The organism is Burkholderia sp. SRS-W-2-2016 (assembly GCF_001931485.1).
GTDB lineage: Bacteria > Pseudomonadota > Gammaproteobacteria > Burkholderiales > Burkholderiaceae > Paraburkholderia.
This window is the reverse complement of sequence record NZ_MSDV01000006.1, coordinates 19,870-45,436: the sequence shown is the minus strand read 5'-3', so window position 1 is coordinate 45,436 and position 25,567 is coordinate 19,870. Positions and strand designations below refer to the sequence as shown.

Annotated in this window: 23 protein-coding genes; 16 read left to right on the top strand and 7 right to left on the bottom strand. The window is 64.8% G+C overall.

The window, feature by feature from the left end; all coding sequences use genetic code 11:
* Positions 1 to 368 precede the first annotated feature (368 nt).
* From uvrA to BTH42_RS02140, 3 genes are all read left to right on the top strand, one after another.
* The gene (gene uvrA / locus BTH42_RS02150; RefSeq protein WP_075295306.1) at positions 369 to 3,242 is read left to right on the top strand and encodes an excinuclease ABC subunit UvrA; all 2,874 of its coding nucleotides are present in this window, start codon (positions 369 to 371) and stop codon (positions 3,240 to 3,242) included.
* 35 nt (positions 3,243 to 3,277) lie between these two features.
* Positions 3,278 to 4,369: an AI-2E family transporter gene (locus BTH42_RS02145; RefSeq protein ID WP_075295304.1), complete on the top strand. Its 1,092-nt coding sequence runs from the start codon at positions 3,278 to 3,280 to the stop codon at positions 4,367 to 4,369.
* A gap of 260 nt (positions 4,370 to 4,629) precedes the next feature.
* The gene (locus BTH42_RS02140; protein WP_075295302.1) at positions 4,630 to 5,862 is read left to right on the top strand and encodes a PepSY domain-containing protein; all 1,233 of its coding nucleotides are present in this window, start codon (positions 4,630 to 4,632) and stop codon (positions 5,860 to 5,862) included.
* Between the two features lie 64 nt (positions 5,863 to 5,926).
* On the opposite strand, the gene purU is transcribed toward BTH42_RS02140, so the two are convergent.
* The 5 genes from purU to BTH42_RS02115 form a co-directional block, all read right to left on the bottom strand.
* Positions 5,927 to 6,796 (bottom strand): formyltetrahydrofolate deformylase, encoded by an 870-nt coding sequence (gene purU, locus BTH42_RS02135; protein WP_075295300.1) that lies wholly within the window; start codon positions 6,794 to 6,796, stop codon positions 5,927 to 5,929.
* Positions 6,797 to 6,929: 133 nt separating this feature from the next.
* A complete protein-coding gene (locus BTH42_RS02130) occupies positions 6,930 to 7,781 on the bottom strand; it encodes a DUF4743 domain-containing protein (protein ID WP_075295298.1) in 852 nt (283 codons plus the stop codon).
* 12 nt (positions 7,782 to 7,793) lie between these two features.
* On the bottom strand, positions 7,794 to 8,408 hold the full coding sequence (locus tag BTH42_RS02125) for a LysE family translocator (protein ID WP_075295296.1): 615 nt from the start codon (positions 8,406 to 8,408) through the stop codon (positions 7,794 to 7,796).
* Positions 8,409 to 8,431: 23 nt separating this feature from the next.
* Positions 8,432 to 8,998: an adenine phosphoribosyltransferase gene (locus BTH42_RS02120; RefSeq protein WP_075295294.1), complete on the bottom strand. Its 567-nt coding sequence runs from the start codon at positions 8,996 to 8,998 to the stop codon at positions 8,432 to 8,434.
* 205 nt (positions 8,999 to 9,203) lie between these two features.
* The gene (locus BTH42_RS02115) at positions 9,204 to 11,207 is read right to left on the bottom strand and encodes a cation:proton antiporter (protein WP_075295292.1); all 2,004 of its coding nucleotides are present in this window, start codon (positions 11,205 to 11,207) and stop codon (positions 9,204 to 9,206) included.
* 205 nt (positions 11,208 to 11,412) lie between these two features.
* On the opposite strand from BTH42_RS02115, the gene kdsD reads away from it, so the two are divergent.
* From kdsD to BTH42_RS02060, 11 genes are all read left to right on the top strand, one after another.
* A complete protein-coding gene (kdsD, locus tag BTH42_RS02110) occupies positions 11,413 to 12,396 on the top strand; it encodes an arabinose 5-phosphate isomerase KdsD (protein ID WP_075295290.1) in 984 nt (327 codons plus the stop codon).
* Complete coding sequence (locus tag BTH42_RS02105; RefSeq protein ID WP_075295288.1) at positions 12,396 to 12,956, top strand: HAD family hydrolase; 561 nt, start codon at positions 12,396 to 12,398, stop codon at positions 12,954 to 12,956. Before kdsD ends, BTH42_RS02105 begins: the two co-directional genes overlap by 1 nt.
* Positions 12,953 to 13,552, top strand: a complete 600-nt coding sequence (lptC, locus tag BTH42_RS02100) for an LPS export ABC transporter periplasmic protein LptC (RefSeq protein WP_075295286.1) — start codon at positions 12,953 to 12,955, stop codon at positions 13,550 to 13,552. The genes BTH42_RS02105 and lptC overlap by 4 nt, the downstream gene beginning before the upstream one ends.
* Positions 13,553 to 13,584: 32 nt before the next feature.
* Positions 13,585 to 14,256, top strand: a complete 672-nt coding sequence (gene lptA / locus BTH42_RS02095; RefSeq protein WP_075295284.1) for a lipopolysaccharide transport periplasmic protein LptA — start codon at positions 13,585 to 13,587, stop codon at positions 14,254 to 14,256.
* Positions 14,253 to 15,050 (top strand): LPS export ABC transporter ATP-binding protein, encoded by a 798-nt coding sequence (gene lptB, locus BTH42_RS02090; protein ID WP_372237237.1) that lies wholly within the window; start codon positions 14,253 to 14,255, stop codon positions 15,048 to 15,050. The genes lptA and lptB overlap by 4 nt, the downstream gene beginning before the upstream one ends.
* Positions 15,051 to 15,254: 204 nt before the next feature.
* A complete protein-coding gene (locus BTH42_RS02085; protein WP_075295282.1) occupies positions 15,255 to 16,772 on the top strand; it encodes an RNA polymerase factor sigma-54 in 1,518 nt (505 codons plus the stop codon).
* A 170-nt stretch (positions 16,773 to 16,942) separates the two neighbouring features.
* Positions 16,943 to 17,299 (top strand): ribosome hibernation-promoting factor, HPF/YfiA family, encoded by a 357-nt coding sequence (gene hpf, locus BTH42_RS02080; protein ID WP_075295280.1) that lies wholly within the window; start codon positions 16,943 to 16,945, stop codon positions 17,297 to 17,299.
* A 342-nt stretch (positions 17,300 to 17,641) separates the two neighbouring features.
* Positions 17,642 to 18,157, top strand: a complete 516-nt coding sequence (locus BTH42_RS02075) for a PTS sugar transporter subunit IIA (protein ID WP_075295278.1) — start codon at positions 17,642 to 17,644, stop codon at positions 18,155 to 18,157.
* 73 nt (positions 18,158 to 18,230) lie between these two features.
* Positions 18,231 to 19,199 (top strand): HPr(Ser) kinase/phosphatase, encoded by a 969-nt coding sequence (gene hprK, locus BTH42_RS02070; protein ID WP_075295276.1) that lies wholly within the window; start codon positions 18,231 to 18,233, stop codon positions 19,197 to 19,199.
* 96 nt (positions 19,200 to 19,295) lie between these two features.
* Entirely contained in the window at positions 19,296 to 20,189 is an 894-nt protein-coding gene (rapZ, locus tag BTH42_RS02065; RefSeq protein ID WP_075295274.1) for an RNase adapter RapZ, read from the top strand.
* A 39-nt stretch (positions 20,190 to 20,228) separates the two neighbouring features.
* Positions 20,229 to 20,864: an LON peptidase substrate-binding domain-containing protein gene (locus BTH42_RS02060; protein ID WP_075295272.1), complete on the top strand. Its 636-nt coding sequence runs from the start codon at positions 20,229 to 20,231 to the stop codon at positions 20,862 to 20,864.
* Between the two features lie 60 nt (positions 20,865 to 20,924).
* Here the strand turns inward: BTH42_RS02060 and mutY are convergent, their stop codons facing one another.
* Positions 20,925 to 22,070, bottom strand: a complete 1,146-nt coding sequence (gene mutY, locus BTH42_RS02055) for an A/G-specific adenine glycosylase (protein WP_256701708.1) — start codon at positions 22,068 to 22,070, stop codon at positions 20,925 to 20,927.
* Between the two features lie 10 nt (positions 22,071 to 22,080).
* Positions 22,081 to 22,911 carry a bifunctional DNA-formamidopyrimidine glycosylase/DNA-(apurinic or apyrimidinic site) lyase gene (mutM, locus tag BTH42_RS02050; RefSeq protein ID WP_075295270.1) on the bottom strand — a complete coding sequence of 277 codons (831 nt, stop codon included), beginning with the start codon at positions 22,909 to 22,911 and terminating at the stop codon, positions 22,081 to 22,083.
* A gap of 86 nt (positions 22,912 to 22,997) precedes the next feature.
* Here mutM and BTH42_RS02045 point away from each other — a divergent pair, with 86 nt between their 5' ends.
* Together BTH42_RS02045 and lolB are read left to right on the top strand one after the other, a co-directional pair.
* Positions 22,998 to 24,839 carry a tetratricopeptide repeat protein gene (locus BTH42_RS02045; protein WP_075295268.1) on the top strand — a complete coding sequence of 614 codons (1,842 nt, stop codon included), beginning with the start codon at positions 22,998 to 23,000 and terminating at the stop codon, positions 24,837 to 24,839.
* Positions 24,839 to 25,471, top strand: a complete 633-nt coding sequence (gene lolB, locus BTH42_RS02040) for a lipoprotein insertase outer membrane protein LolB (RefSeq protein WP_075295266.1) — start codon at positions 24,839 to 24,841, stop codon at positions 25,469 to 25,471. Before BTH42_RS02045 ends, lolB begins: the two co-directional genes overlap by 1 nt.
* Positions 25,472 to 25,567: the final 96 nt, after the last annotated feature.

Genomic DNA, 25,567 nt, shown 5'->3' with positions numbered 1-25,567 from the left:
CGTTGTTTGAATGAACCGGGCGGTGAGCCCGTGGGGACAGCCGTGACTGCCGGCACGGCAGGATACGGGCAGCGCGGCGTACGGGCGACGGTCAGGCGCGCCAGCGCAGGTGGTCCGTCAAGCGGCGCTCGCCCTGGCCGGTCGCGCGTCGCGACGTCTTGCAGTCGCGGAAAACGGCCCCAGTTAGATCACTTTGCCGCGGCGCCTTACCCGGCCCCCGGCGTGCCGAACGGCAACTTTACAGCCCGCCCCGAACCTGCCCTCGCGCCTCGTTCCCGTTGTCAGGAAGCCGTAACGGCGGTCTGGAAAAGTCGCTATAGTAGCAGGTTTAGCCTTCTCCCCTTTGCCGCAGTTCATGGAATAAATCCGTGGAACAAATCCGTATTCGTGGGGCTCGCACCCACAACCTGAAGAACGTCAATCTCGACTTACCGCGTCACAAGCTCGTCGTCATCACGGGGCTTTCCGGCTCCGGCAAATCGTCGCTGGCGTTCGACACGCTGTATGCGGAAGGACAGCGGCGTTACGTCGAAAGTCTGTCGGCCTATGCGCGCCAGTTCCTGCAACTGATGGAAAAACCGGACGTCGACCTGATCGAAGGTCTGTCGCCGGCCATTTCGATCGAGCAGAAGGCGACCTCGCACAATCCGCGCTCGACGGTCGGCACCGTCACCGAAATTCACGATTACCTGCGTCTGCTGTTCGCGCGGGTCGGCACGCCCTATTGCCCGGACCACGAGATTCCGCTCGAAGCGCAAAGCGTGTCGCAGATGGTCGACGCGGCGCTCGCGCTGCCGGAAGAAACCCGCCTGATGATCCTCGCGCCGGTCGTCGCCGACCGCAAGGGCGAGCACACCGACCTGTTCGAAGACATGCAGGCGCAGGGCTTCGTGCGCTTCCGGGTGCGCTCGGGCGGCGGCACCGCGAACGAAGAGAGCGCGAAAATCTACGAAGTCGATTCGCTGCCGAAGCTGAAGAAAAACGACAAGCACACGATCGACGTGGTGATCGACCGTCTGCGGGTGCGCCCGGACATGAAGCAGCGCCTCGCCGAATCGTTCGAGACCGCGCTGCGTCTGGCCGACGGCCGCGCGATCGCGCTCGAAATGGATACGGACAAGGAGCACCTGTTCAGCTCGAAGTTCGCCTGCCCGATCTGCTCGTACTCGCTGCAGGAACTGGAGCCGCGCCTCTTCTCGTTCAACAACCCGATGGGCGCGTGCCCGGAGTGCGACGGCCTCGGCCAGATCACCTTCTTCGATCCGAAGCGGGTGGTCGCGCATCCGTCGCTGTCGCTCGCGGCCGGCGCGGTGAAGGGCTGGGACCGGCGCAACCAGTTCTACTTCCAGATGCTGCAGAGCCTGGCGGTGTTCTACGACTTCGACATCGATACCGCCGTCGAGGACCTGCCGGAAAAAGTCCGCAAGATCCTGCTGTATGGTTCGGGCAAGCAGGAAATCCCGTTCTCGTACATCAACGAGCGCGGCCGCACGTCGGTGCGCGAGCACGTGTTCGAAGGGATCATCCCGAATCTGGAACGGCGCTACCGCGAAACCGATTCGGCCGCGGTGCGTGAGGAACTCTCGAAGTATCAGAACAATCAGGCGTGCCCGGCCTGCGCCGGCACCCGCCTGCGCCGCGAAGCGCGCTTCGTGCGGATCGGCGCGGACAGCGACGCGCGCGGCATCTTCGAGATCAGCGGCTGGCCGCTGCGCGACGCGCTCGGCTATTTCCAGACGCTGCGCCTCGAAGGCTCGAAGCGCGAGATCGCCGACAAGGTCGTGAAGGAAATCGTCGCGCGGCTGATGTTCCTGAATAACGTCGGGCTCGATTACCTGTCGCTGGAGCGCAGCGCGGAAACGCTGTCGGGCGGCGAGGCGCAGCGCATCCGGCTCGCGTCGCAGATCGGCTCCGGGCTGACCGGCGTGATGTACGTGCTCGACGAACCGTCGATCGGTCTGCATCAGCGCGACAACGACCGGCTGATCTCCACGCTCAAGCATCTGCGCGATCTCGGCAATTCGGTGATCGTCGTCGAACACGACGAGGACATGATCCGCATGGCCGACTACGTGGTCGACATGGGCCCGGGCGCCGGCGAACACGGCGGCATGGTGATCGCCGAGGGCACGCCGAAAGAGGTGCAGAAGAACGCGGCGTCGCTGACCGGGCAATACATGTCCGGCGCGCGCACGATCGTCTATCCCGACGAGCGCAAGGAGCCCGACGAGCGGCACCTGCGCATCGTCGAAGCGCACGGCAACAACCTGCACAACGTCACGCTCGATCTGCCGGTCGGTCTGCTCACCTGCGTGACCGGCGTGTCCGGCTCGGGCAAGTCGACGCTGATCAACGACACGCTGTATCACGCGGTCGCGCAGCACCTGTACGGCTCGTCCACCGAGCCGGCGCCGCACGAGTCGATCGAAGGCCTCGAGCATTTCGACAAGGTGATCAACGTCGACCAGTCGCCGATCGGCCGCACCCCGCGCTCGAATCCGGCCACTTACACGGGCCTCTTCACGCCGATCCGCGAGCTGTTCGCGGGCGTGCCGGCGGCCAAGGAACGCGGCTACGATCCGGGCCGCTTCTCGTTCAACGTGAAGGGCGGGCGCTGCGAATCCTGCCAGGGCGACGGCGTGCTGAAGGTCGAAATGCACTTCCTGCCCGACGTGTACGTGCCGTGCGACGTCTGCCACGGCAAGCGCTACAACCGCGAAACGCTCGACGTGCTGTACAAGGGCAAGAACATCAGCGAAGTGCTCGACATGACGGTCGAGCACGCGTACGACTTCTTCAAGGCGGTACCGGTCGTCGCGCGCAAGCTGAAAACCTTGCTGGACGTGGGTCTGGGCTATATCCGGCTGGGCCAGTCGGCGACCACGCTGTCGGGCGGCGAGGCCCAGCGCGTGAAACTGTCGCTGGAACTGAGCAAGCGCGACACCGGTCGCACGCTATACATCCTTGACGAACCGACTACCGGCCTGCATTTTCACGACATCGCGCTGCTGCTCGAAGTGATTCACCGGTTGCGCGACCAGGGTAATACCGTCGTGATCATCGAACATAATCTCGATGTAATAAAGACCGCCGACTGGGTCATCGATCTCGGTCCTGAAGGCGGCGCGGGCGGCGGGCAGATCATCGCGCAAGGCACGCCCGAGCAGGTCGCGAAGTCGAAGGCAAGTTTTACCGGCAAATATCTGGCGCCGCTGCTCAAGCGCACCGCCGCCGCAAAGTAACGCTGCACTACCGAAGGTTGGAGACGGAATAAGCCATGGCCAAGCGTAATCAGGCGCGCGAAGAAGATCGCGATCGGGTGCAGGACCTGCGCCCGCGCCCGGTCAGGCTGACCAGCGACATGAGCCTGCCGAAACTGTCGGCGGTCGAAATCGGCAGCTACGTGGTCATGCTGCTCGGCATGTGGGCGGTCATCGCACTGCATCTGCTCGGCGCGCTGCTCGCCGGGCTGCTGGTGTTTCAGCTCGTGCACATGATCGCGCCGCGCATCGAGCGGCACATGTCGAGCAAGCGGGCGCGCTGGCTCGCGGTGGTGTTTTTGTCGGCGGTGATCGTCGGCGCGCTGACGGGGCTCACGCTCGCTGTCACGTCGCGCATCGAGAACGACGTGCCGAGCGTGCAGAACCTGCTCGATCAGGCGATGCAACTGATCGACCAGGCGCGCGGCCGGATCCCGCAGTTCATCGCCAGCTATCTGCCGGTCGATACCGAGCAGATGAAGACGCGCGCCGCCGAACTGATGCAAACCCACGCGAACATGCTGCAGCAAAGCGGCACGACCGCCGCGCGCGGGTTCACCCACGTGCTGCTCGGCATGGTGATCGGCGCGATCATCGCGGTCGGCGCGCAGAACCACGTGCAGCGGCTGCCGCTGTCCACCGCGTTCGTCACGCGCGTCACCCGCTTCGCCGACGCGTTCCGCCGCATCGTGTTCGCGCAGGTGAAGATTTCCGCGCTCAACACGGTCTTCACCGCGATCTTCCTGCTGCTGATCCTGCCGATCTTCCACGATCAGTTGCCGCTGTCGAAAACGCTGGTGCTGATCACGTTTATCGTCGGGCTGCTGCCGGTGATCGGCAATCTGATCTCGAACACGATCATCGTCGCGGTCGCGTTGTCGGTCAGCTTTCCGGCCGCGGTGATGTCGCTGGTGTTCCTGATCCTGATTCACAAACTCGAGTACTTCCTGAACGCGCGGATCGTCGGCGGGCAGATCGAGGCGCGCGCGTGGGAACTGCTGATCGCGATGCTGGTGATGGAAGCGGCGTTCGGCATCGCCGGGGTGATCGCGGCGCCGATTTTCTATGCGTACATCAAGCGCGAGCTGATTTATTTGCGGCTGGTGTGACCGCTCACATCCAGCGGATGCGAGCGGCGAGACGCAGTGAGACAGAACGAAGCGACGCTCCGGTGCCGCTTTTTCGTATCCGCGCCCATCGTGGCGCAGGCAAAGCGCCATGCGCCGCCCGCCCGTTTCCTGACAGAACACTTGCAGTGGAGCGCACAAGCCCCTAAGATGCGAACAATTCCCATTTACAGAAATGTCCGCATCGTGACGCCACGCTCCGCTTTCCGTTCGACTGTCCGCTCCTTCCCGCCGGTCCGCGCATGAGACGCCAGCTCGTCCGTCTGCATCGCTGGTTCGGTATCGGCACCGCGCTGTTCCTGTTCATCGCCGGCCTCACCGGCGCGATCATCGCGTGGGACCATGCGCTCGATTCCGCGCTCAATCCTTCGTTCTATCAGGCCCGCACCACCGGACCGGCACTGTCGAGCCTCGAACTGGCGCGCCGTGTCGAAGCCGCCGATCCGCGCCTGCAGGTCACCTATCTGCCGCTCGAAATCGAGCCGGGCCACACGTTGCAGATGATGGTGCTGCCGCGCACCGACCCGGCGACGAAGCAACCCTACCCGCTCGACTTCAACCAGATCGCGGTCGATCCGGTCACCGCCGAGATTCAGGGACGGCGCGAATGGGGCGCCGTGTCGCTCGCGCCGCTCAACCTGATTCCGTTCATCTACAAGCTGCACTACACGCTGCATCTGCCGTTCGCCGGCGGCTTCGACACCGGTACGTGGCTGATGGGGATCGTCGGCATCGTCTGGCTGTTCGACAGCATGATCGCGCTGTTCCTGTCGTTTCCGAGCGTGAAGGCGTGGCGCAAGTCGTTCGCGTTCCGCATGAAGCGCGGCGGTTACGCGCTGACGTTCGACCTGCACCGCTCGGGCGGCGTGTGGATCTGGGGCCTGCTGATGCTGGTCGCGCTGACGTCGATTTCGATGAATCTGCCGTCGCAGGTGGTCCGGCCGATCGTCTCGCGCATCTCGACGCTCACGCCCGATCCGATCAACAACCCGGAAATTCTGCGCAAGCCGCAACCGGGCGATCAGACGCTGAGCCGCGAGCGGATCGTCGAACTGGCCGAGCAGGCAGGCCGCGACAAGCATCTGAGCGCGCCGCCGGGCGGTCTGTACTACGCCGAGCTCCTGCATACGTACGGCGTCGGCTACTACACGGCCGGCAACGATCACGGCAGCGGCCTCGGCAACCCGTGGCTCTACTGGGACGCGGTGACCGGCAAGCCGCTTGCCGCGCAGATTCCGGGCCGAGGCACCGCCGGCGACATCTTCATGCAGCTGCAATTCCCGCTGCACTCGGGGCGCATCCTCGGTCTGGGCGGGCGGATTCTGATCAGCGCGGTCGGGATCGCGGTCGCGACGCTGAGCGTGACCGGACTGCTGATCTGGCTGAAGAAGTTGAATGGCCGGCGCCGCTCCGCGCAAAACGCGAATCTCGCGCGCAACGGCAGCGAAGCGGGAGGCGCGGCAGCGCAGCCTTAAAGGCCGAAGGAAGGAACAACAAACGTGGAAAGAAAAATGCGCCGGCTTGGACCGGCGCATTTTTTTAGCGGAACACCACCGTCTTGCTGCCGTTGAGCACCACGCGATGCTCGACGTGCCACTTCACCGCGCGCGCGAGCGTCACGCACTCGACGTCGCGGCCGATCGCCGTCAGTTGCTCCGGCGTCATGCTGTGGTCGACGCGCTCGACTTCCTGCTCGATGATCGGGCCTTCGTCGAGATCGGTCGTCACGTAGTGGGCGGTCGCGCCGATCAGCTTCACGCCGCGGTCGAACGCCTGGTAGTACGGCTTCGCGCCCTTGAAGCTCGGCAGGAACGAGTGATGGATGTTGATCGCGCGGCCGGCCAGCGCTTCGCACAACTGCGGCGACAGGATCTGCATGTAGCGCGCGAGCACCACCAGATCGGCCTGATGCTCGTTGATCACTTCGAGCACGCGCGCTTCCTGCGCGGCCTTCGCGTCCGGCGTGCCGCCGAGCAGCGGGAAGTGATGGAACGGAATGTCGTAGCTGGCGGCGAGCTGGTAGAACTCCTTGTGGTTCGAGATGATCGCCGGGATCTCGATGTTCAGCTGACCGGTGCGGTAGCGGAACAGCAGATCGTTCAGGCAGTGGCCGATCTTCGACACCATGATCACGACGCGCGGCTTCACCGACGCATCGTGCAATTCCCAGCTCATGCCGAACTGCTCGGCGAGCGTCACGAACGACGCGCGCAGCGCGTCGAGCCCCGGATCGCCGCCCACCTGCTGAAAGTGCACGCGCATGAAGAACTCGCCGGTGCGGCTGTCGCCGAACTGCGCGGAGTCGAGAATATTGCTGCCACGCTCGAACAGAAAGCCGGACACGGCGTGAACGATGCCGGGCCGGTCGGCGCACGACAGTTTGAGGATAAAGCTGTGATCGGTCGACATGACCTCGGTGACTCCCTTCTTCAATGCGTGGTTTGTTTCAGTGTGTGCTGTCTGGGTGCGCGGGTGCTTTAACTGCCGGTGCTTCAAGCGCGGGGGCCTTAGCCCCTTATTAGCCCCTCAGCCCCTCAGCCCCTTAAGCCAGCGTCGGCGGCACGAACAGCGGGTCGATCCCGGCGCACGCGTCCTCGTCGATCCAGCGGCGGCGCAGCAGGCAATCGAGCGTCGCGAGACTCGCATCGACGGTCAGCGCGCCCTCTTCGATCCAGCGCGCGACTTCGTCGATCCGCGCGAGCCGGTGCTCGCCCACTTCGCCGTCCTGATTACGCGGCGCGAAATCGGCGGGCAGCGCGAGGTCGTAGATGAAAACCTGCTCTGCCTGGGTGCCTTCCGGCAACGACTGCAGCACGTGCGCGGTACGGCCCGCGACCGCGCGCGACGCGATCTCCTCCGGAATGCCGGCTTCTTCCCAGCACTCCTTCACGATCGTCTCCGCGACCCCGAAGCCCCAGCCGATCCCGCCCGCGACGACATTGTCGAGCATGCCGGGATCGGTCGCCTTGGTGTCGCTGCGGCGCGCGATCCACATCTGCGGCGCGCCGCCATCCGCGTATTCTACGACGCCGTTCAGATGCACCGCGTAGGTCATCGTGCCGAAGAAGCGCGATGCCGCGCGTTCGATATACGCGAGCGGCGGCGCGTCGAACGCGTTGCGGATCGCGTAGGTTTCGTCGCGCCAGCCCGGGATGCGGCCGTCGGCGGCGAGCGCGCCGATCACCGACGCGAGCGCCGCGCTGCGCAGATCGACGGTATTGAACGCGGCGACCAGCGTGACGCCGGTCCGGTCGATCTCGAACACGTCGGGCCAGCGCGCGAGCAGCGGCACGTCGCGCTCGCGGATCCAGCCGACCTGTTCGGCGCCGATCAGAAACGGCCGATGCGCGTTCGCGTCGAAGCGGCGCGCGGCGGTGAGGCAAGGCAAGCTCATCGAAAACTCCAGTCAGTCGCGCAACGCGACGCGAATGCCGATCGCGATAAAGGTCGCGCCGGCCAGCCGGTCGAGCCACACGCCGACGCGCGGGCGGCGGCGCAGCCAGTTGCCGATCGTCCCCGCGCACACGCCGAACAGCGAAAACACCACGACCGTTTGCAGCATGAACAGCACGCCGAGCTCCAGCATCTGCACGGTCACGCTTTGCGCGCCGTGCGGCTGCACGAACTGCGGCAGGAACACGATGAAGAACAGCGTGACCTTCGGGTTCAGCAGATTGCCGAGCACGCTCTGGCGAAACACCGCGGCGAGCGGTTGCGGCGGGCGCTGATGGGCGGTCGCGAGCCCCTCGCTGCGCAGCGCCTTGATGCCGATCCAGACCAGATACGCGGCACCGGCGAGTTTGATCGCCTGAAACGCGAGCGGCGACGAGCGCAGCAGCGCGGCGACGCCGAGCGCGGCCAGCGTGGTGTGAAACGTGATGCCGGCGGCAAAGCCCAGCGCCGCGACGAGGCCGGCCGCGCGGCCCTGCGAAATGCCGCGCGCGAGCACCTGCAGATTGTCGGGACCGGGCGCGACCGTGATCGCGATCGAGGTGGCGAGAAACAGCAGGAAGTTGGGCATCGTCGTGGGGCTCCCGGGAAACCTTAGTGGCCGTCGAAACTCGTCACCGTGTACAGCTCGAGGCCGCCGTCGCGCAGCAGCTTCGAGCCGCCGAGTTCCGGCAGATCGACGATCGCCGCGCCTTCCACGACGCTAGCGCCGAGCCGCTCGAGCAGCATCTTGCCGGCCATCATCGTGCCGCCGGTCGCGATCAGATCGTCGATGATCACGACGCGGTCGCCCGGCTCGCACGCGTCCTCGTGAATCTCGACGGTCGCGGTGCCGTATTCCAGTTCATACGATTGCGAAATCCGCTTGTACGGCAGCTTGCCCGCCTTGCGGATCGGAATAAAGCCGACGCTCAGCTCGTGCGCGACGATCGGGCCGATGATGAAGCCGCGCGCGTCGAGCCCGGCGATGTAGTCGAGCTTCGCGTCGATATAGCGCTGCACGAACAGGTCGATCAGCACGCGCAGCGACTTCGGCTCCTGCAGTAGCGGCGTGATGTCGCGAAACTGCACGCCCGGCTGCGGCCAGTCGGGTACGGTGCGAATGTGACTTCTGATGTAGTCGGCCGCATCGAGCGGCGCGCTGTGGAGCGCGTTGGACATGATGTCTCCGGATGGACCTCGCAAGGTCCGGTGAAAAGCTTGAATCAGGGGGCCCGGCGGGCCGGGCTTACGGCATTGGCCCACGTGAAGGGCGTATTTGGGTGGCGGACCTGATTGATGCGCCTCGGTGGCTTATCTGAACCGAAGGAGTTACCTCAGTGACGAACCGCGGCGACGAACCTCAGCGGCAAACCTCGCCCGCGCCTCACGCCGCGGCGGCGCCCGCGCGGCGCTTCTTCGACAACCGCTCCTCGGCCTGCGCCAGTTGCTCGGGCAAACCGCGCAGCACCACGATGTCGCTTGCGCGCAGTTTCGTCGACGGATCCGGCTCGACGCCGCGGATGCCATGCCGGCGGATCGCGGTCACTTCGAGGCCGAGTTCGAACAGGCCGAGTTCCGCGAGCGTGCGGCCCACTGCGTCCGCGCTGGCGTCGACCGGCACCGATTGTAGCCGCACCTGTTCGTGGCCGTCGTCGTCATCGGCGTCGTCGGCGCCGTGGAAATAGCCGCGCAACAGCGAGTAGCGCTCGTCGCGCATTTCCTCGACGCGCCGCACCACCCGCCGCATCGGCACGCCCATCACGACCAGCGTATGCGACGCGAGCATCAGGCTGCCCTCGACGATCTCCGGAATCACCTCGGTCGCGCCCGCGGCCAGCAGTTTTTCCAGATCGGCGTCGTCGACCGTGCGCACAATCACCGGCAGCGTCGGCTCCATCTCGTGGATGTTGTGCAGCACGCGCAACGCCGACGGCGTGTTCGCATAGGTGATCGCGATCGCGGCCGCGCGATGCAGACCCGCCGCGAGCAGCGACTCGCGCCGCCCGGCGTCGCCGAACACCACCGATTCGCCGGCGGCGGCGGCCGCCGACACGCGGTCCGGGTCGAGGTCGAGCGCGACGTACGAAAGCCCTTCGTGTTCGAGCATGCGCGCAAGGTTCTGCCCGGCGCGGCCATAGCCGCAAATGATCACGTGGCCGCTCTGCTTCAGGCTCTGCGTCGCGATGCGGGTCATCTGCAGCGACTGCATCATCCATTCGGTCGACGACAGCCGCAGCACGATGCGGTCCGCGTTCTGGATCATGAACGGCGCGGCCAGCATCGACAGCAGCATCGCCGCGAGGATCGCCTGCAGCAGCGTCGGGTTGACCAGATGGCGGTCGAGAATCAGGTTCAGCAGCACGAAACCGAACTCGCCGGCCTGCGCGAGCCCGATGCCGGTGCGCATCGCGACGCCCGGCGTCGCGCCGAAGAGCCGCGCGAGGCCGGTAATCATGACCGCCTTCAGCAGCACCGGGCCGAGGAAAAAGGCCAGCACGATCAGCGGGTGCTGCCAGATCACCTCCGGATTGAGCAGCATCCCGGTCGTGACGAAGAAGAGGCCGAGCAGCACGTCGCGAAACGGCTTGATGTCCTCTTCCACCTGATGCCGGTACGGCGTCTCGGCGATCAGCATGCCGGCGATGAACGCGCCGAGCGCGAGCGACAGGCCGAACTTGTCGGTGATGAACGCGGCGCCGAGCGTGACCAGCAGCAGATTGAGAATGAACAGTTCCTGCGAGCGGCGCCGCGCGACCACGTTGAACCAGCGCGTCATGAAGCTCTGCCCGACGATCAGCAGCAGCGCCAGCGCGACGACGATCTTGACCGCCGCGATGCCGAGCGCGCTGACGAGGTTCTCCGAGCGGCCGCCGAGCGCGGAGATGATGATGAGCAGCGGCACCACCGCGAGATCCTGGAACAGCAGCACGCCGAAGATGTTGCGGCCGTGCTCGGTCTCGATCTCGAGCCGCTCCGCGAGCATCTTGCTGACGATCGCCGTCGACGACATCGCCAGCGCGCCGCCGAGTGCGACGCTCGCCTGCCACGTGATGTGCACCCAGCGCTCCAGCAGGAAACCGAGCGACACCGCCACCGCGACCGTGCCGATCACCTGCAGCAGGCCGAGGCCGAACACGAGCCGGCGCATCGAGCGCAGCTTGGACAGCGAGAACTCGAGGCCGATCGAGAACATCAGGAACACGACGCCGAATTCGGCGAGGTTCTGCGCGCCGACCGAATCGGGAATCAGCCCGAACGCGTGTGGCCCGACCACGATGCCGACGGTCAGATAGCCGAGCATCGGCGGCAGGTTCAGGAAACGAAAGATCACCACGCCCGCCACCGATGCCAGCAGCAGGAACAAGGTCATCTCGAGCGGGGAGATCATCGGCAAAAACGCATGGGTAAAGCGTCCTCGTTCGTCAGCGGAACCACGCACGAGAGCGCCGTGCGACATGGTCGGGGAGCCGGTAAAAAAGCAGCCAACAGGCGGCAAAACGGCTGAAAAAGAGGTTGTCGTCAGGCAGATGCGGACAGCCGTCCGGCACAGCCCGGCCGGCGCGGCGAACAGGCGCCTTTGCTATACTCCGCGCATGATAGCGAAAATCAATGGCGACAGGGCACTCACGCTTGCTCGCGACGTACTCGACATCGAAGCGGACGCCGTGCGCGCGCTTCGCGACCAGCTCGACGGCGAGTTCGTCGGCGCGGTCGATCTCATCCTGGGTTGCCGCGGACGGGTCGTCGTCTCCGGCATCGGCAAGTCGGGCCACGTGGCCCGCAAGCTCGCGGCCACGCTGGCCAGTACCGGCACCCCCGCGTTCTTCGTGCACCCCGCGGAAGCCAGCCACGGCGACCTCGGCATGGTGACCGCCGACGACGTGTTCCTCGCACTGTCCAATTCCGGTGAAACGGAAGAATTGATGGCGATCCTGCCGCTCATCAAGCGGATCGGCGCGAAGCTGATCGCGATGACCGGCCGCCCCGGCTCGAGCCTCGCGCAACTGGCCGACGTGCATCTGAATTCCGGCGTCGCGAAAGAAGCCTGCCCGATGAATCTCGCGCCGACCGCCAGCACCACCGCCGCGCTCGCGCTCGGCGACGCGCTCGCGGTCGCGGTACTCGACGCGCGCGGCTTCGGCCGCGACGACTTCGCGCGCTCGCATCCGGGCGGTGCACTCGGCCGGCGCCTGCTCACTTATGTACGCGACGTGATGCGAACCGGCGACCAGTTGCCGCAGGTCACGCCGGAAGCAACCGTCAGCGACGCGCTGTTCCAGCTGACCGCGAAGCGCATGGGTATGACCGCGATCGTCGACCACGAAGGCCGCGTGACCGGCATCTTCACCGACGGCGACCTGCGCCGCGTGCTCGAACGCGACGGCGATTTCCGTCAGTTGCCGATCGCCTCGGTGATGACCGCCGGCCCGCGCACGATCGGCCCGGACGAACTCGCGGTCGCCGCCGTGGAACTGATGGAGCGCTATCGCATCAATCAGATGCTGGTCGTCGACGAAACGGGCAAGCTGATCGGCGCGCTCAACATGCACGACCTGTTTTCCAAGAAGGTGATCTGATGGCCGTGACCGCTCCTACCGCTACCGAACGCGCAAGCCGCGTCAAGCTGATGATTTTCGACGTCGACGGCGTGCTGACCGACGGCGGTCTGCTGTTCACGGCGGAAGGCGACACGATGAAAGGCTTCAACTCGATGGACGGCCACGGCATGAAGCTGCTGCGCCAGGCCGGCATCGAGACCGCGATCATCACCGGCCGCAAGTCCGGCATCGTCGCGTCGCGGGTCAAGGACCTGAACGTCGCGCACGTCTATCAGGGCGTGCAGGACAAACCGCAGGCGTTTGCCGATCTGCTGCAGAAGACCGGCCTCGCCGCCGAAGAGTGCGGCTACATGGGCGACGACTGGGTCGATCTGGCCGTGATGCTGCGGGTCGGCTTCGCGGCCGCGCCGGCCAATTCGCATCCCGAAGTGATCGCTCGCGCCCACTGGGTCAGCGAGGCGCGCGGCGGCTACGGCGCGGCGCGCGAAGTCTGCGACACGCTGCTGCGCGCGCAGAACAAATATGAAGCGTTGCTGGCGCAGGCATGCAGCGGCGAGCAGAAAGGTCTCGTCGGATGAACCAGTTTCGCTGGACTTCGTTGATCCCGCTGATCGCGATGGCGGCGCTCGCGGGCGTCACCTGGTGGCTGCTGCAGGCCACCTTGCCGCGCAAGAACGAAGACGTGGTGCGCCCGAAAGAGCACACGCCGGACTACTTCGCGGACAACTTCTCGGTGTCCGAGCTCGACCAGTCGGGCGCGACGCAGTACCGGCTGACCGCGCAATCGTTGATCCATTACGAGGACACCGAAGTAAGCGACCTCGTCAAGCCGGCGATGCGCGCGTTCCAGCCCGGCAAGCCGATCGTCACCGCGACCGGCGACACCGGCACGGTCAACGCGGACGCGTCGATCGTCGATCTGTACGGCAATGCGCGGATCCTGCGCGCGCCGGGCGCCGGCGACCCGCAGATGCAGGCCGACTCCGAGCATTTCAGGGTGCTCGTGAACGACGATGTGATCGAGACTGAAAAGCCAGTTAAACTTCAGCGCGGCGTGTCGGTAATGACGGCCAGCGGCATGAAATACAACAATGTCACCCGGGTTATGCAGCTGTTCGGCAATGTAAGAGGCGCAATCGCCGCATCCGACGCCGGCGGCGGCTCGTCCCACTAACAACCCGGGCCATCCATTCCAGGCGTGACTGCATGAACGAATCGCTCCCCCGTTTTGATACCGGCCGCTCGCGCGCGCTGTCCGCGTGCCGCGCCGGACTCGCCGCGCTGCTGGTCGCGCTGCCGCTCGCCGGCTTCGCGCCGCTCGCGCACGCGGACCGTGCCGACAAGGACAAGCCGCTAAACATCGAAGCGGACAACATGACTTACGACGACCTGCGGCAGGTCAGCATCTTCACCGGCCACGTGGTCGCCACCAAAGGGACGATCCTGATCAAGGCCGATCGCGTCGAGGTGTCGCAAGACCCGCAGGGCTACCAGTACGCGACGGGCACGTCGAGCGGCAGCAATCTGTCGTATTTCCGCCAGAAGCGCGAAGGGCTCGACGAGTACATCGAAGGCACGGCCGTGCGGATCGACTACGACGGCAAGCAGGACCTGACCACGCTCACCACCAACGCGACGGTGCGCCGCCTGCAAGGTCTGACCACGGTGCTCGACACCGTGCGCGGCAGCGTGATCACGTACGACGGCCAGAACGACTTCTACACCGCGAAGGCGGGCAAGGACGTCGCCGGCCCGGGCAATCCGACCGGCCGCGTGCGCGCGATGCTGACGCCGCGCAATGCCGGCGCCGCGCCGTTGACCGGCGCGTCGGCCGCGCTCGCGCCGTCCAACTCGATCCAGGGAGCGCCGAACCAGTGAGCACCATCAGCAGCCCCACCGCGCCCCTGCCCCATCGCAAGCCGGCCGGCACCAGCAGCTCGCTGGTCGTGCGCAATCTGAAGAAGCGCTACGGCTCGCGCACGGTCGTCAAGGACGTGTCGCTCGACGTGAAAAGCGGCGAAGTGGTCGGCCTGCTGGGCCCGAACGGCGCCGGCAAGACCACCTCGTTCTATATGATCGTCGGCCTCGTGCCGCTCGATGCCGGCGAGATCGACCTCGACGGCAAATCGATCAGCCTGCTGCCGATCCACAAGCGCGCGTCGCTGGGTCTGTCGTATCTGCCGCAGGAAGCTTCGGTGTTCCGCAAGCTGACCGTCGAGCAGAACATTCGCGCGGTCCTCGAATTGCAGCACGAGGAAAACGGCAAGCGTCTCAGCAAGGATGCGATCACGTCGCGCACCGAAGCGCTGCTCGACGAGCTGCAGATCGCGCATCTGCGTGACAATCCTGCTTTGTCGCTGTCGGGCGGCGAGCGCCGCCGGGTCGAAATCGCCCGCGCGCTGGCGACCAACCCGAGCTTCATTCTGCTCGACGAACCGTTCGCCGGGGTCGACCCGATCGCGGTGCTGGAAATCCAGAAGATCGTCAAGTTCCTGAAGCAGCGCAATATCGGCGTGCTGATCACCGATCACAACGTGCGCGAAACGCTCGGCATCTGCGATCACGCGTACATCATCAGCGACGGCAGCGTGCTCGCGGCCGGTGCGCCCAGCGAAATCATCGAGAACGAAAGCGTGCGGCGCGTCTATCTCGGCGAGCATTTCCGCATGTAAGCACCCACAGGGTCGCCGGTCACGCGAGCGCGTTCGGCCGGCCCCTGTCGCCGCTTTTTGCGGCAACCGCACATTCCCCAACGTCCATTTTCCGGCGGCGCCAGCCGACGGTTCGCGGCGCCCGCAACAGGCGTATCCGTAAATTGCGAGTGCCGCAAGGTATCGCGGTCGTGGCAAACTCTCTACAATGAATCTCAACTTGCCATGAAAGCCAGCCTCCAACTCCGCCTATCGCAGCATCTTGCGCTGACGCCGCAACTTCAGCAGTCCATCCGGCTGCTGCAGTTGTCTACGCTCGAATTGCAGCAGGAAGTCGCGATGGCAATCTCGCAGAATCCGCTCCTCGAAAACGAGGACGAGTGGATCGCGAGCCCGTTGCGGGTGGCGGCTGACGGTTCGGTGATCGCGCAGACGCCAGGCTCTTCCACGCCGAGCGATCCGATGGCCGGCAATGGCTCGGGATCATCGGATGGCTCGGGCGAGCGCGCCGAAAGCGGCGAACCGCAGGGCGTCGACGAATACAACGGCCTCGCGAGCGACAGCAGCAGCGACTCGTCGCAATGGAATCTGGACGACTACGGCCGCTCCGGCAACGCGTCGGACGACGACGACCTGCCGCCGCTGCAAATCCACGAATCGAGCACGTCGCTGCGCGATCACCTGATGGCGCAATTGCGCGTCACCCAGGCGAGCCAGCGCGACCGCGCGCTGATCACCTTCCTGATCGAATCGCTTGACGACGACGGCTACCTCGCCGCGACGCTCGAGGAAGTGCTGGCCGATCTGCCCGAAGAACTCGAAGTCGATGTCGACGAAGTGAATGCGGCGCTCGCGCTGCTGCACAGCTTCGACCCGGCCGGCGTCGGCGCACGTTCGGCGTCCGAATGTCTGAAGCTGCAACTGCTGCGCCTCGATCCGTCGCCCACGCGTACGCTCGCGCTAGACATTGTCGGCCATTACCTGGAATTGCTCGCCGCGCGCGATTTCACGCGCCTGCGCAAACACCTGAAAGCCAGCGACGACGACCTGCGCGACGCGCACGTCTTGATCCGCTCGCTCGAACCGTTTCCCGGCGCAGCCTACGGCAAGGCCGAAGCGGACTATGTGGTGCCCGACATCATGGTGCGTAAAACGGCCCAAGGGTGGCAGGCCGAACTGAATCCGGAGGTGGTGCCGAAGCTGCGCATCAACCATCTGTACGCGAACATTCTGCGCAATAACCGCGGCGATCCGGGCAGCGGATCGTTGCGCCAGCAACTTCAGGAAGCACGCTGGTTGATCAAGAATATCCAGCAGCGTTTCGAGACGATCCTGCGGGTTGCGCAGGCAATCGTCGAGCGTCAGAAGAGCTTTTTTGTGCACGGCGAAATTGCCATGCGCCCCTTGGTTTTGCGGGAAATTGCTGATACGCTGGGCCTACACGAGTCGACTGTCTCGCGTGTGACAACCGGTAAATACATGCTGACCCCATTCGGGACGCTGGAATTCAAGTATTTTTTCGGCTCACACGTTTCGACCGACACGGGCGGCGCGGCCTCATCCACGGCCATTCGCGCGCTGATCAAACAACTGATAGGAGCGGAAAACCCGAAATCGCCACTTTCAGACAGTCGCATAGCCGAACTGCTGGCGGAACAGGGCTTCGTGGTCGCACGGCGTACCGTTGCGAAATACCGTGAAGCGCTCAAGATCCCAGCAGTCAACCTGCGCAAGTCTCTGTAGCCCGCTGCGTTTTGCAGCGAGCATTTACCGGCCGCTCCGCACCTGGCGGACAGGTCGGCCGCTGCGACCTGCCAGATGATCGTCACCGGGGGGCGACACAGGCGAGCCGTCAGATCGACCGGACCTTTGCCATTGTGCGGACCAAGCGGCCATTAGCTTGGAGAAGCACTATGAATCTCAAGATCAGTGGACACCACCTCGAAGTAACGCCTGCGTTGCGCGAATACGTGATCACCAAACTGGATAGGGTGCTAAGACATTTCGATCAGGTCATCGACGGCAGTGTGGTCCTCTCGGTCGACAACCATAAGGAAAAGGACAAGCGTCAGAAGGTTGAAATCAACCTCCATCTGAAGGGTAAAGACATTTTCGTCGAGAGTTGTGACAGTGATTTGTACGCTGCGATCGATCTGATGATCGACAAGCTCGACAGGCAGGTAATACGCCACAAGGACCGTCTGCAGGGCCATGCGCACGAGGCGATCAAGTATCAGCCGGCACCGCTAGTGGACGTGCCGCCGCAATAAGGGAAATTAGAGGAAACTCCTCATTTCCGTAGTTCGCTTCGAACCGCCCGCACCCGGGCGGTTTTTCGTTTGTGAGGAAGGTTTTCGCGCAATGCCTCGGCAGCCCGGCACACTCGCCTTGCGCGGGATGCAACGAAGTTTGCGCAATGCGACATGTGTGATTGCGCAAGCGGTGAAAAACCTGATATGCATGAATGGCGCGCCGCACCATCGGCCGTTACCCTGTTCTATAATGTTCCGGTTACCATCGGGGTCAAGCCAGCTCTTACGAAGTACGACCGGCGAAAGTTTTGCGGGTTGCGACACTCACCGTCTTTCCCTGTCTTCAAGAGCATCGAACGAATGGAACGCCATTTAAACGCCCCGGTGGGGAGAACCCAGGCCACGCTTTCGCCTGTCAACATGAATCGTTTAGCCAAATTTCTTCCCCTCGAGAACGTCGTCATCGGACTATCGGTCACCAGCAAGAAACGCGTGTTCGAGCAAGCGGGCCTGATCTTCGAGAACCAGAACGGCATCGCCCGTAGTACCGTCACAGACAATCTTTTTGCGCGCGAACGCCTCGGCTCGACCGGGCTCGGCGAAGGCGTCGCGATCCCGCATGGACGGATCAAAGGCCTCAAGCAACCGCTCGCCGCCTTCGTCCGACTCGCGGAACCCATCCCCTTCGAAGCACCGGACGGTCAGCCGGTCTCCCTGCTGATTTTCCTGCTCGTCCCCGAACAGGCCACCCAGCAGCACCTCGAAATCCTCTCCGAGATCGCCCAGTTGTTGTCCGATCGTGAGGCCCGCGAGCGTCTGCACACGGAAGAAGACCGCGAATCGTTGCATCGCCTGCTTACTCAATGGCAACCTTGATGCATCGCCGGCGGTAATTCAGCGCGCACGCAGGTAAGGCCCGGCAAGCGGCTCACACTGGAGTCACTGACTCATGGATACGTCCAGCATCAACGCCCAGAGCATTTTCGACGACAACGCCGCCATGCTGAAACTCAGCTGGCTGACCGGGCATGAAGGCTGGGAGCGCGGCTTTTCCCTGGAATCGGTCGCGAACGCCACGTCGAGCGCTGACCTCGTCGGCCACCTGAACCTGATCCACCCGAACCGGATTCAGGTGCTGGGCGACGCCGAAATCGACTATTACAAACGCCAGACCGACGAAGATCGCTCGCGCCATATGGCCGAACTCATCGCGCTGGAGCCGCCGTTCCTGGTGGTGGCCGGCGGTGTCGCCGCGCCGCCGGAACTGGTGCTGCGCTGCACGCGCTCGTCGACGCCGCTGTTCACGACGCCGACCTCGGCGGCCGCGGTGATCGACAGCCTGCGCCTTTACATGTCGCGCATTCTCGCGCCGCGCGCGACGCTGCACGGCGTATTTCTCGACATTCTCGGCATGGGCGTGCTGCTCACCGGCGACTCGGGCCTCGGCAAGAGCGAACTCGGTCTCGAACTGATCAGCCGCGGCCACGGCCTCGTCGCCGACGACGCGGTGGATTTCGTGCGGCTCGGCCCGGACTTCGTCGAAGGACGCTGCCCGCCTTTGCTGCAGAACCTGCTCGAAGTGCGCGGCCTCGGCCTGCTCGACATCAAGACGATCTTCGGCGAAACCGCGGTACGCCGCAAAATGAAGCTGAAGCTGATCGTGCAACTGGTGCGCCGCCCCGACGGCGAATTCCAGCGCCTGCCGCTGGAAAGCCAGACCGTCGACGTGCTCGGCCTGCCGATCAGCAAGGTCACGATCCAGGTGGCCGCGGGCCGCAACCTCGCGGTGCTGGTCGAAGCGGCGGTGCGCAACACGATCCTGCAACTGCGCGGCATCGATACCTTGCGCGACTTCATGGACCGCCAGCGCCTCGCGATGCAGGATCCCGACAGCCAGTTCCCGGGCAAGCTGATCTGAGCCGGCGGCGCGCCGCGACAGCCGCGCGCAGAGCATGCCCCAGGTACGCGCCGGGAGGCCTGATGCTATGATGAAACGTACGCTTTCGACGACTCCATGCGCATAATTCTCATCACTGGTATCTCTGGCTCCGGCAAGTCGGTTGCGCTGAACGCGCTTGAAGACGCGGGTTATTACTGCGTCGACAATCTGCCGCCGCGCTTCCTGCCGCAGCTCGCCACCTACCTCGCCGAGGACGGTCAGGATCGTCTCGCGGTCGCGATCGACGCGCGTTCCGGTTCGTCGCTCGACGAAATGCCCGCGATGATCCGCGACCTGAAGCGCTCGCACGACGTGCGCGTGCTGTTCCTGAGCGCAAGCACCCAGTCGCTGATTCAACGCTTTTCGGAAACCCGTCGCCGCCATCCGCTGTCGGGCTCCCCCGCGCACGACGCGGACGTGGGCCTGCTCACGTCGCTCGCCGAGGCGATCGAGCGCGAGCGCGAACTGGTCGCCGGTCTGGCCGAATTCGGCCATCAGATCGACACCAGCAATCTGCGCGCGAACGTGCTGCGCGCATGGGTCAAACGCTTTATCGAGCAGGAAGATGCGGGCCTCGTGCTGATGTTCGAATCGTTCGGCTTCAAACGCGGCGTGCCGCTCGACGCGGACTTCGTGTTCGACGTCCGCACGCTGCCGAACCCCTACTACGATCACGAATTGAGGCCGCTCACCGGTCTCGACCAGCCGGTGATGGATTTTCTCGATGCGCAGCCGGTCGTCCACGAGATGATCGACGACATCGAAAAGTATCTGTCCAAGTGGCTGCCGCATTTCCGCGACGACAATCGCAGCTATCTGACCGTCGCAATCGGTTGTACGGGCGGCCAGCACCGCTCGGTATTCATCGCAGAGACGCTTGCCGCGCGTCTCGCAACATCGGCGAATGTAATCGTGCGGCACCGTGATGCGCCGGTCGACGTCGGCGAATCATCGAAGCTTGTGGCTTAACCGGCCGCATCGCGCGGCCTTAACCCGAAGCGTTGCGCCATGTCCTCTACGCCTACTGTGTTCGCCGATTTGCCGCTGTTTCCGCTGCATACGGTGCTGTTTCCCGATGGCTTGCTGCCGCTCAAGATCTTCGAAGCGCGCTACCTAGACATGGCGCGCGACTGTCTGCGCGAAAAAACGCCGTTCGGCGTGTGCATGCTGAAAAGCGGCGCCGAAGTGGCCCGCGAGGAAGAACCTTCGGTGCCCGAAACGATTGGCTGTCTTGCCGAAATCGAAGAGTGCGATGTCGAAGCGTTCGGCATGCTGCTGATCCGCGCGCGCGGCACCAAACGCTTTCGTCTGCTATCGCATCGCGTCGAAGCGAGCGGTCTGCTGGTCGGAATGGCCGAGCCGCTCGCCGACGATCAGCCTCTCGAAGGCAACGAGCTGCTGGCCAAATTCGGCGCGTGCGCGGAGGTGCTGGAACGGATCATCGCGACGATCCGCGAACGCGATCCGGACAGCCTGCCGTTCGCGGAACCGTTCAGGCTCGGCGACCCGTCGTGGGTGTCGAACCGTCTCGCCGAAGTTCTGCCGATCGCGTTGCGCGCGCGCCAGAAACTGATGGAACTGACCGATGCGGGCGCGCGCATCGACATCGTGCATCACTACATGCAGCAGCATCAGTTGCTGTGAATTCGCGAAGGCCGCCGCCCGCGCTGCATGCCGCGGATCCGGCGCCTTCGAACCAATCTTTCAGATCAACGAGCCGTGCAGGCTGGCGAGCAGCTTGCGCACTGGCGCCGGCACGCCGAACGAATCGAGATCGTTGAGCGAGACCCATGCGGTGTCGACGTCGTTCAGCGCGGCCAATGCGCCGACGCCGCGATCCAGCTCCGCGAGCCGCGGTTCGATATCCAGCTTGAAATGCGTGAACACATGCGCGAACGGTGCGAGCGCCGACACCGTTCCATCGCTGCCGAAAGCGCGCGCGCGTTCGGCGAGCGACGCCTCGTCGGTGGCTTCGGGCAGGCTCCACAGACCGCCCCAGATTCCCGTCGGCGGACGTTTTTCGAGCATCACCGCGTTACCGTCGCGCAGTACCAGCATCCACGTGCGACGCGTCGGCACCGCCTTCTTCGGCCGCGCGGTCGGCAGTTCGCGCTGACGGCCGGTGACGTTGGCGACGCAGTCGGGAGCGAACGGGCAACGCAGACAATCGGGCTTGCCGCGCACGCACAGCGTCGCGCCGAGATCCATCAGCCCCTGCGTATAAGAGCTGACCTCCGCGTTCGACGCATTCGACGGCAGCAGCGATTCCGCCAGCGTCCACATCGCATTCTCGACTTTCTTCTCGCCCGGAAAACCTTCGACGCCGAACACGCGCGCGAGCACCCGCTTCACGTTGCCGTCGAGAATCGTCGCGCGCGCGCCGAATGCGAACGACGCGATCGCCGCGGCCGTCGAGCGACCAATGCCCGGCAGCTCCGCGAGTTGCTCGGCCGAGGCGGGAAACGCGCCGCCATGCTGCTCCACCACCACCTGCGCGCAGCGATGCAGATTGCGCGCGCGGGTGTAGTAGCCGAGGCCGGCCCACAGCGCCATCACGTCGTCGGACGGTGCGGCGGCGAGCGCGGCGACGTCCGGAAAACGCGCGAGAAACTTCGCGTAGTACGGGATCACGGTCGACACCTGGGTCTGCTGCAGCATGATTTCCGACAGCCAGATGCGGTACGGGTCGCGGGTGTTCTGCCACGGCAGATCGTGGCGACCATGCTGGCGCTGCCAGGCGATCAGGCGCGCGGAGAAATCGGGCAGCGCGGGAACTGCGGGCGTAGTGGCGGGCGTCGCCGGGCGCGATCCGGCGCGGGCGTCGGTAGTGGGAGTCAGACGAGAAGGCATCGAAAAAAATCTAGCGCTGGCAGGTAGGACAGAAGTACGTGGAGCGCTGTCCCTGCACGATCTGTTTGATTGGCGTTCCACACACGCGGCATGGCAGACCCGCGCGATCATAGACGAAGTAGTCGAGCTGGAAATAACCGCTTTCGCCATCGCTGCCGACGAAATCGCGCAGCGTGCTGCCGCCCTTCTCGATCGCGGCAGCGAGCGTGACCCGCACCGCGTCGGCGAGCAGGTCGTAGCGCACCAGCGATACGCGGCCCGCAGCGGTGGTCGGCCGGATGCCCGCGCGAAACAGGCTTTCCGACGCATAAATATTGCCCACCCCGACGACGATGTCGCCGGCCAGCAAAGCCTGCTTCACCGCCACCTTGCGCCCGCGCGTCAGCCGGTGCATCAGCGCGCCGGAAAACGCCGGCGAGAAAGGCTCGACGCCGAGGCTCGCGAGCAGCGGATGCTCGAGAATGTCGCCGGCCTCGCGCGGATGCCACAGCACCGCGCCGAAGCGGCGCGGGTCGCGATAGCGCAGGATGAAGTCGTCGAAGATCCAGTCGACATGATCGTGCTTCGCCGCGGCCGGCGGATGCGGCACATGCCGCAGCACCCGCAGCGTGCCGGTCATACCGAGGTGCACGATGAACCAGCCCGCGTCGATTTCGAACAGCAGATACTTGCCGCGCCGCTCGACCTTACGCACCACGTGACCTCGCAAGGTTTTCGCAAGCTCGGCCGGAATCGGCCAGCGCAGCGCCCCGGTACGCACGTCGACGCGCTCAACCTTGCGCCCGGACACATACGGTTCGATCCCGCGTCGGGTAACCTCGACTTCTGGCAACTCTGGCATGTCTATTGGTCTGCTACTTGCGTGAGTGGTGGTGCGCGTATTGTAGCGAGCGCGTTACAATCGACTGAAACATTGACTGGATTTCCATGAACGTGTCCTTCGTGAAGCTGCTCTCAAAGCGCCGCGCGCGCGTGTCCAACGTACCGCTCGCGGTGTCCGCCCGGCGCATGCTCGGCGCAGCCGCGCTGGCGGTCTGGGCGCTGGCCGCAGTGCCCGCGTATGCGCAGGACCCGTCGCCGGACTCGGACGACACGTCGGTGACGATACCCGACGCACTGGGTCCGTCTACACCGGAAGAAGAGAAGTCGCTGCCAGGCGTGCCGCTGTCGAGCCAGATCGTGTTCCAGGTGCTCGCCGCCGAAATCGCGTTGCAACGCAATCAGCCGGCGCCCGCCTATCAAACCTACCTCGCGCTCACGCGCGACACCCACGACCCGCGCATGGCGCAACGCGCGACCGAAATCGCGCTGGCCGCGCAAAGCCCGTCGGATGCGCTGACGGCCGCGCAGTTGTGGCAACAGTACGCGCCCAATTCGGAACGCGCCGCGCAAATCGATGCGTCGCTGCTGGTGCTGTCGGGCAAGCCCGACGACGCGGCGCCGATCCTGTCGCGCGAACTCGCGAAGGTGCCCAACGAAAATCGCGGCAGCGCGATCCTCGCGCTGCAACTGTTGCTGTCGCGCGGGCCGAACCGCGTCGGCGGCCTGCACGTGCTGCAGGATCTGCTGAAGAACGACCTGAACCGGCCGGAAGCGCAACTGGCGCTGGCCCGCCAGCAGTTGCTGGCCGACGACGCGCCGGGCGCGCGCAAGTCGCTCGAACAGGCGCTGACGCTCAAGCCCGACTATCTGCCGGCCGCGCTGATGCTGTCGCAGATGGGCCCGGAAGAGCGCAAGGAAGGTATCGCGTCGCTCGAAAAGTACGTGCAGCAGAATCCGAAATCGCATGACGCGCGGCTCGCGCTCGCACAGATGTATCTGGCAAGCGACCGTCTCGACGACGCGCAGAAGCAGTTCGAGATCATGCGCAAGGCGAATCCGAACGACCTGACGCCGCTGATGGCGCTCGCGCTGATCAAGATCCAGCAGAAGAATTTCGCCGACGCGCAGAGCTATCTGACGCAGTACGCGCAGCAGGCGGAAAAAACGCCGGGCGCGGACCCGGGTCAGGCGTATATCTATCTCGCGCAGTTGTCGCTGGAACAGAAGAACGAAGCGGCCGCGAGCGACTGGCTGAACAAGATCGCGCCGACCAGCCAGCAATATATGGCCGCGCAGATCACGCGCGCGCAGCTGCTCGCGAAGCAAGGCAAGATCGACGAGGCGCGCAAGCTGCTCGCCGACCTGCCAGCTTCCGATCCGCGCGACATGGCGCTGATCGCCCGCACCGACGCGGCCATCCTGTTCGACGCGAAGCGCTATCCGGAAGCCGAACAGCAGTTGCAGCAAGCCACCGCCCGCTTCCCGGACGACCCGGATCTGACCTACGACTACGCGATGGCCGCCGAAAAAACCGGCCATTACGACGTGATGGAAGCGCAGTTGCGCAAGCTGATCCAGACTCAGCCGGACAATCCACAGGCATATAACGCACTCGGCTATTCGCTCGCCGATCGCAACCAGCGCCTGCCGGAAGCGGACAAGCTGGTCGAGAAAGCCTCGGCGCTGGCGCCGAACGACGCGTTCATCATGGACAGCGTCGGCTGGGTCAAATACCGGATGGGCGACAAGACCGAAGCAATCAAGCTGCTGCGCAAGGCGTACAGCATCCAGCCGAACGCCGAAATCGGCGCGCACCTCGGCGAAGTGCTGTGGAAGGCCGGCGATCAGGAGCAGGCCCGCGCCGCGTTCCGCGAGGCGCGCAAGCTCGAACCGGACAACGAAACCCTCGTCAAAACGTTGCAACGTCTTCAGGTAAACGATCTTTGATGCGTCTTTCCCGTTTGATTTCCTTTCCCCGGGCGCCGCGCGGTATGGCGCTCGGTTTCGCGGCGGCAGCGGTTGTCGCGCTGGCCGGTTGCGCATCAGTGAAACCGCAGGGGCCGTCCACTTCGAATGCCGCGACCGAAGTCACCGCGCAGACGAGCCGCTCGTATCAGGGCCGCTTCGCGGTCCAGTACAGCGATCAGTACGGCCACCAGCAAAACGCTTACGGCAATTTCTCGTGGCAGGAAACCGGCAATACCGTCACCCTGCAGTTGCGCAATCCGCTCGGCCAGACGCTCGCGATCGTCACGTCGTCGCCCGCTTCGGCCACGCTCGAATTGCCGAACCGCGCGCCGCTCACCGCGGATAACGTGTCGACCTTGATGCAGAATGCGCTCGGCTTCACGTTGCCGGTCGAAGGACTGCGGTACTGGTTGCAGCCGTCGCCTGCCCCGACCTCGCGCGCGCAAACCGAGAAGGACCCCGAACAACCGTCGCGCCTGAAGCAGATCACCCAGGACGGCTGGACCATCGACTATCTCGCGTACGCCGATGCGCCCGCCACCGGCGTGAAGCGCGTCAATCTGAGCCGTGCGGAGCCGCCGCTCGACATCAAGCTGGTGCTGGATCGTTGAGACATTGTGGCCACGGCGTAGCCTGTGGCCACAATGTCTCAAGCAACTTCTCGCTCTTCTATTGTTTTCGCTTCAGCGCCACGCTGGTGCATGTCG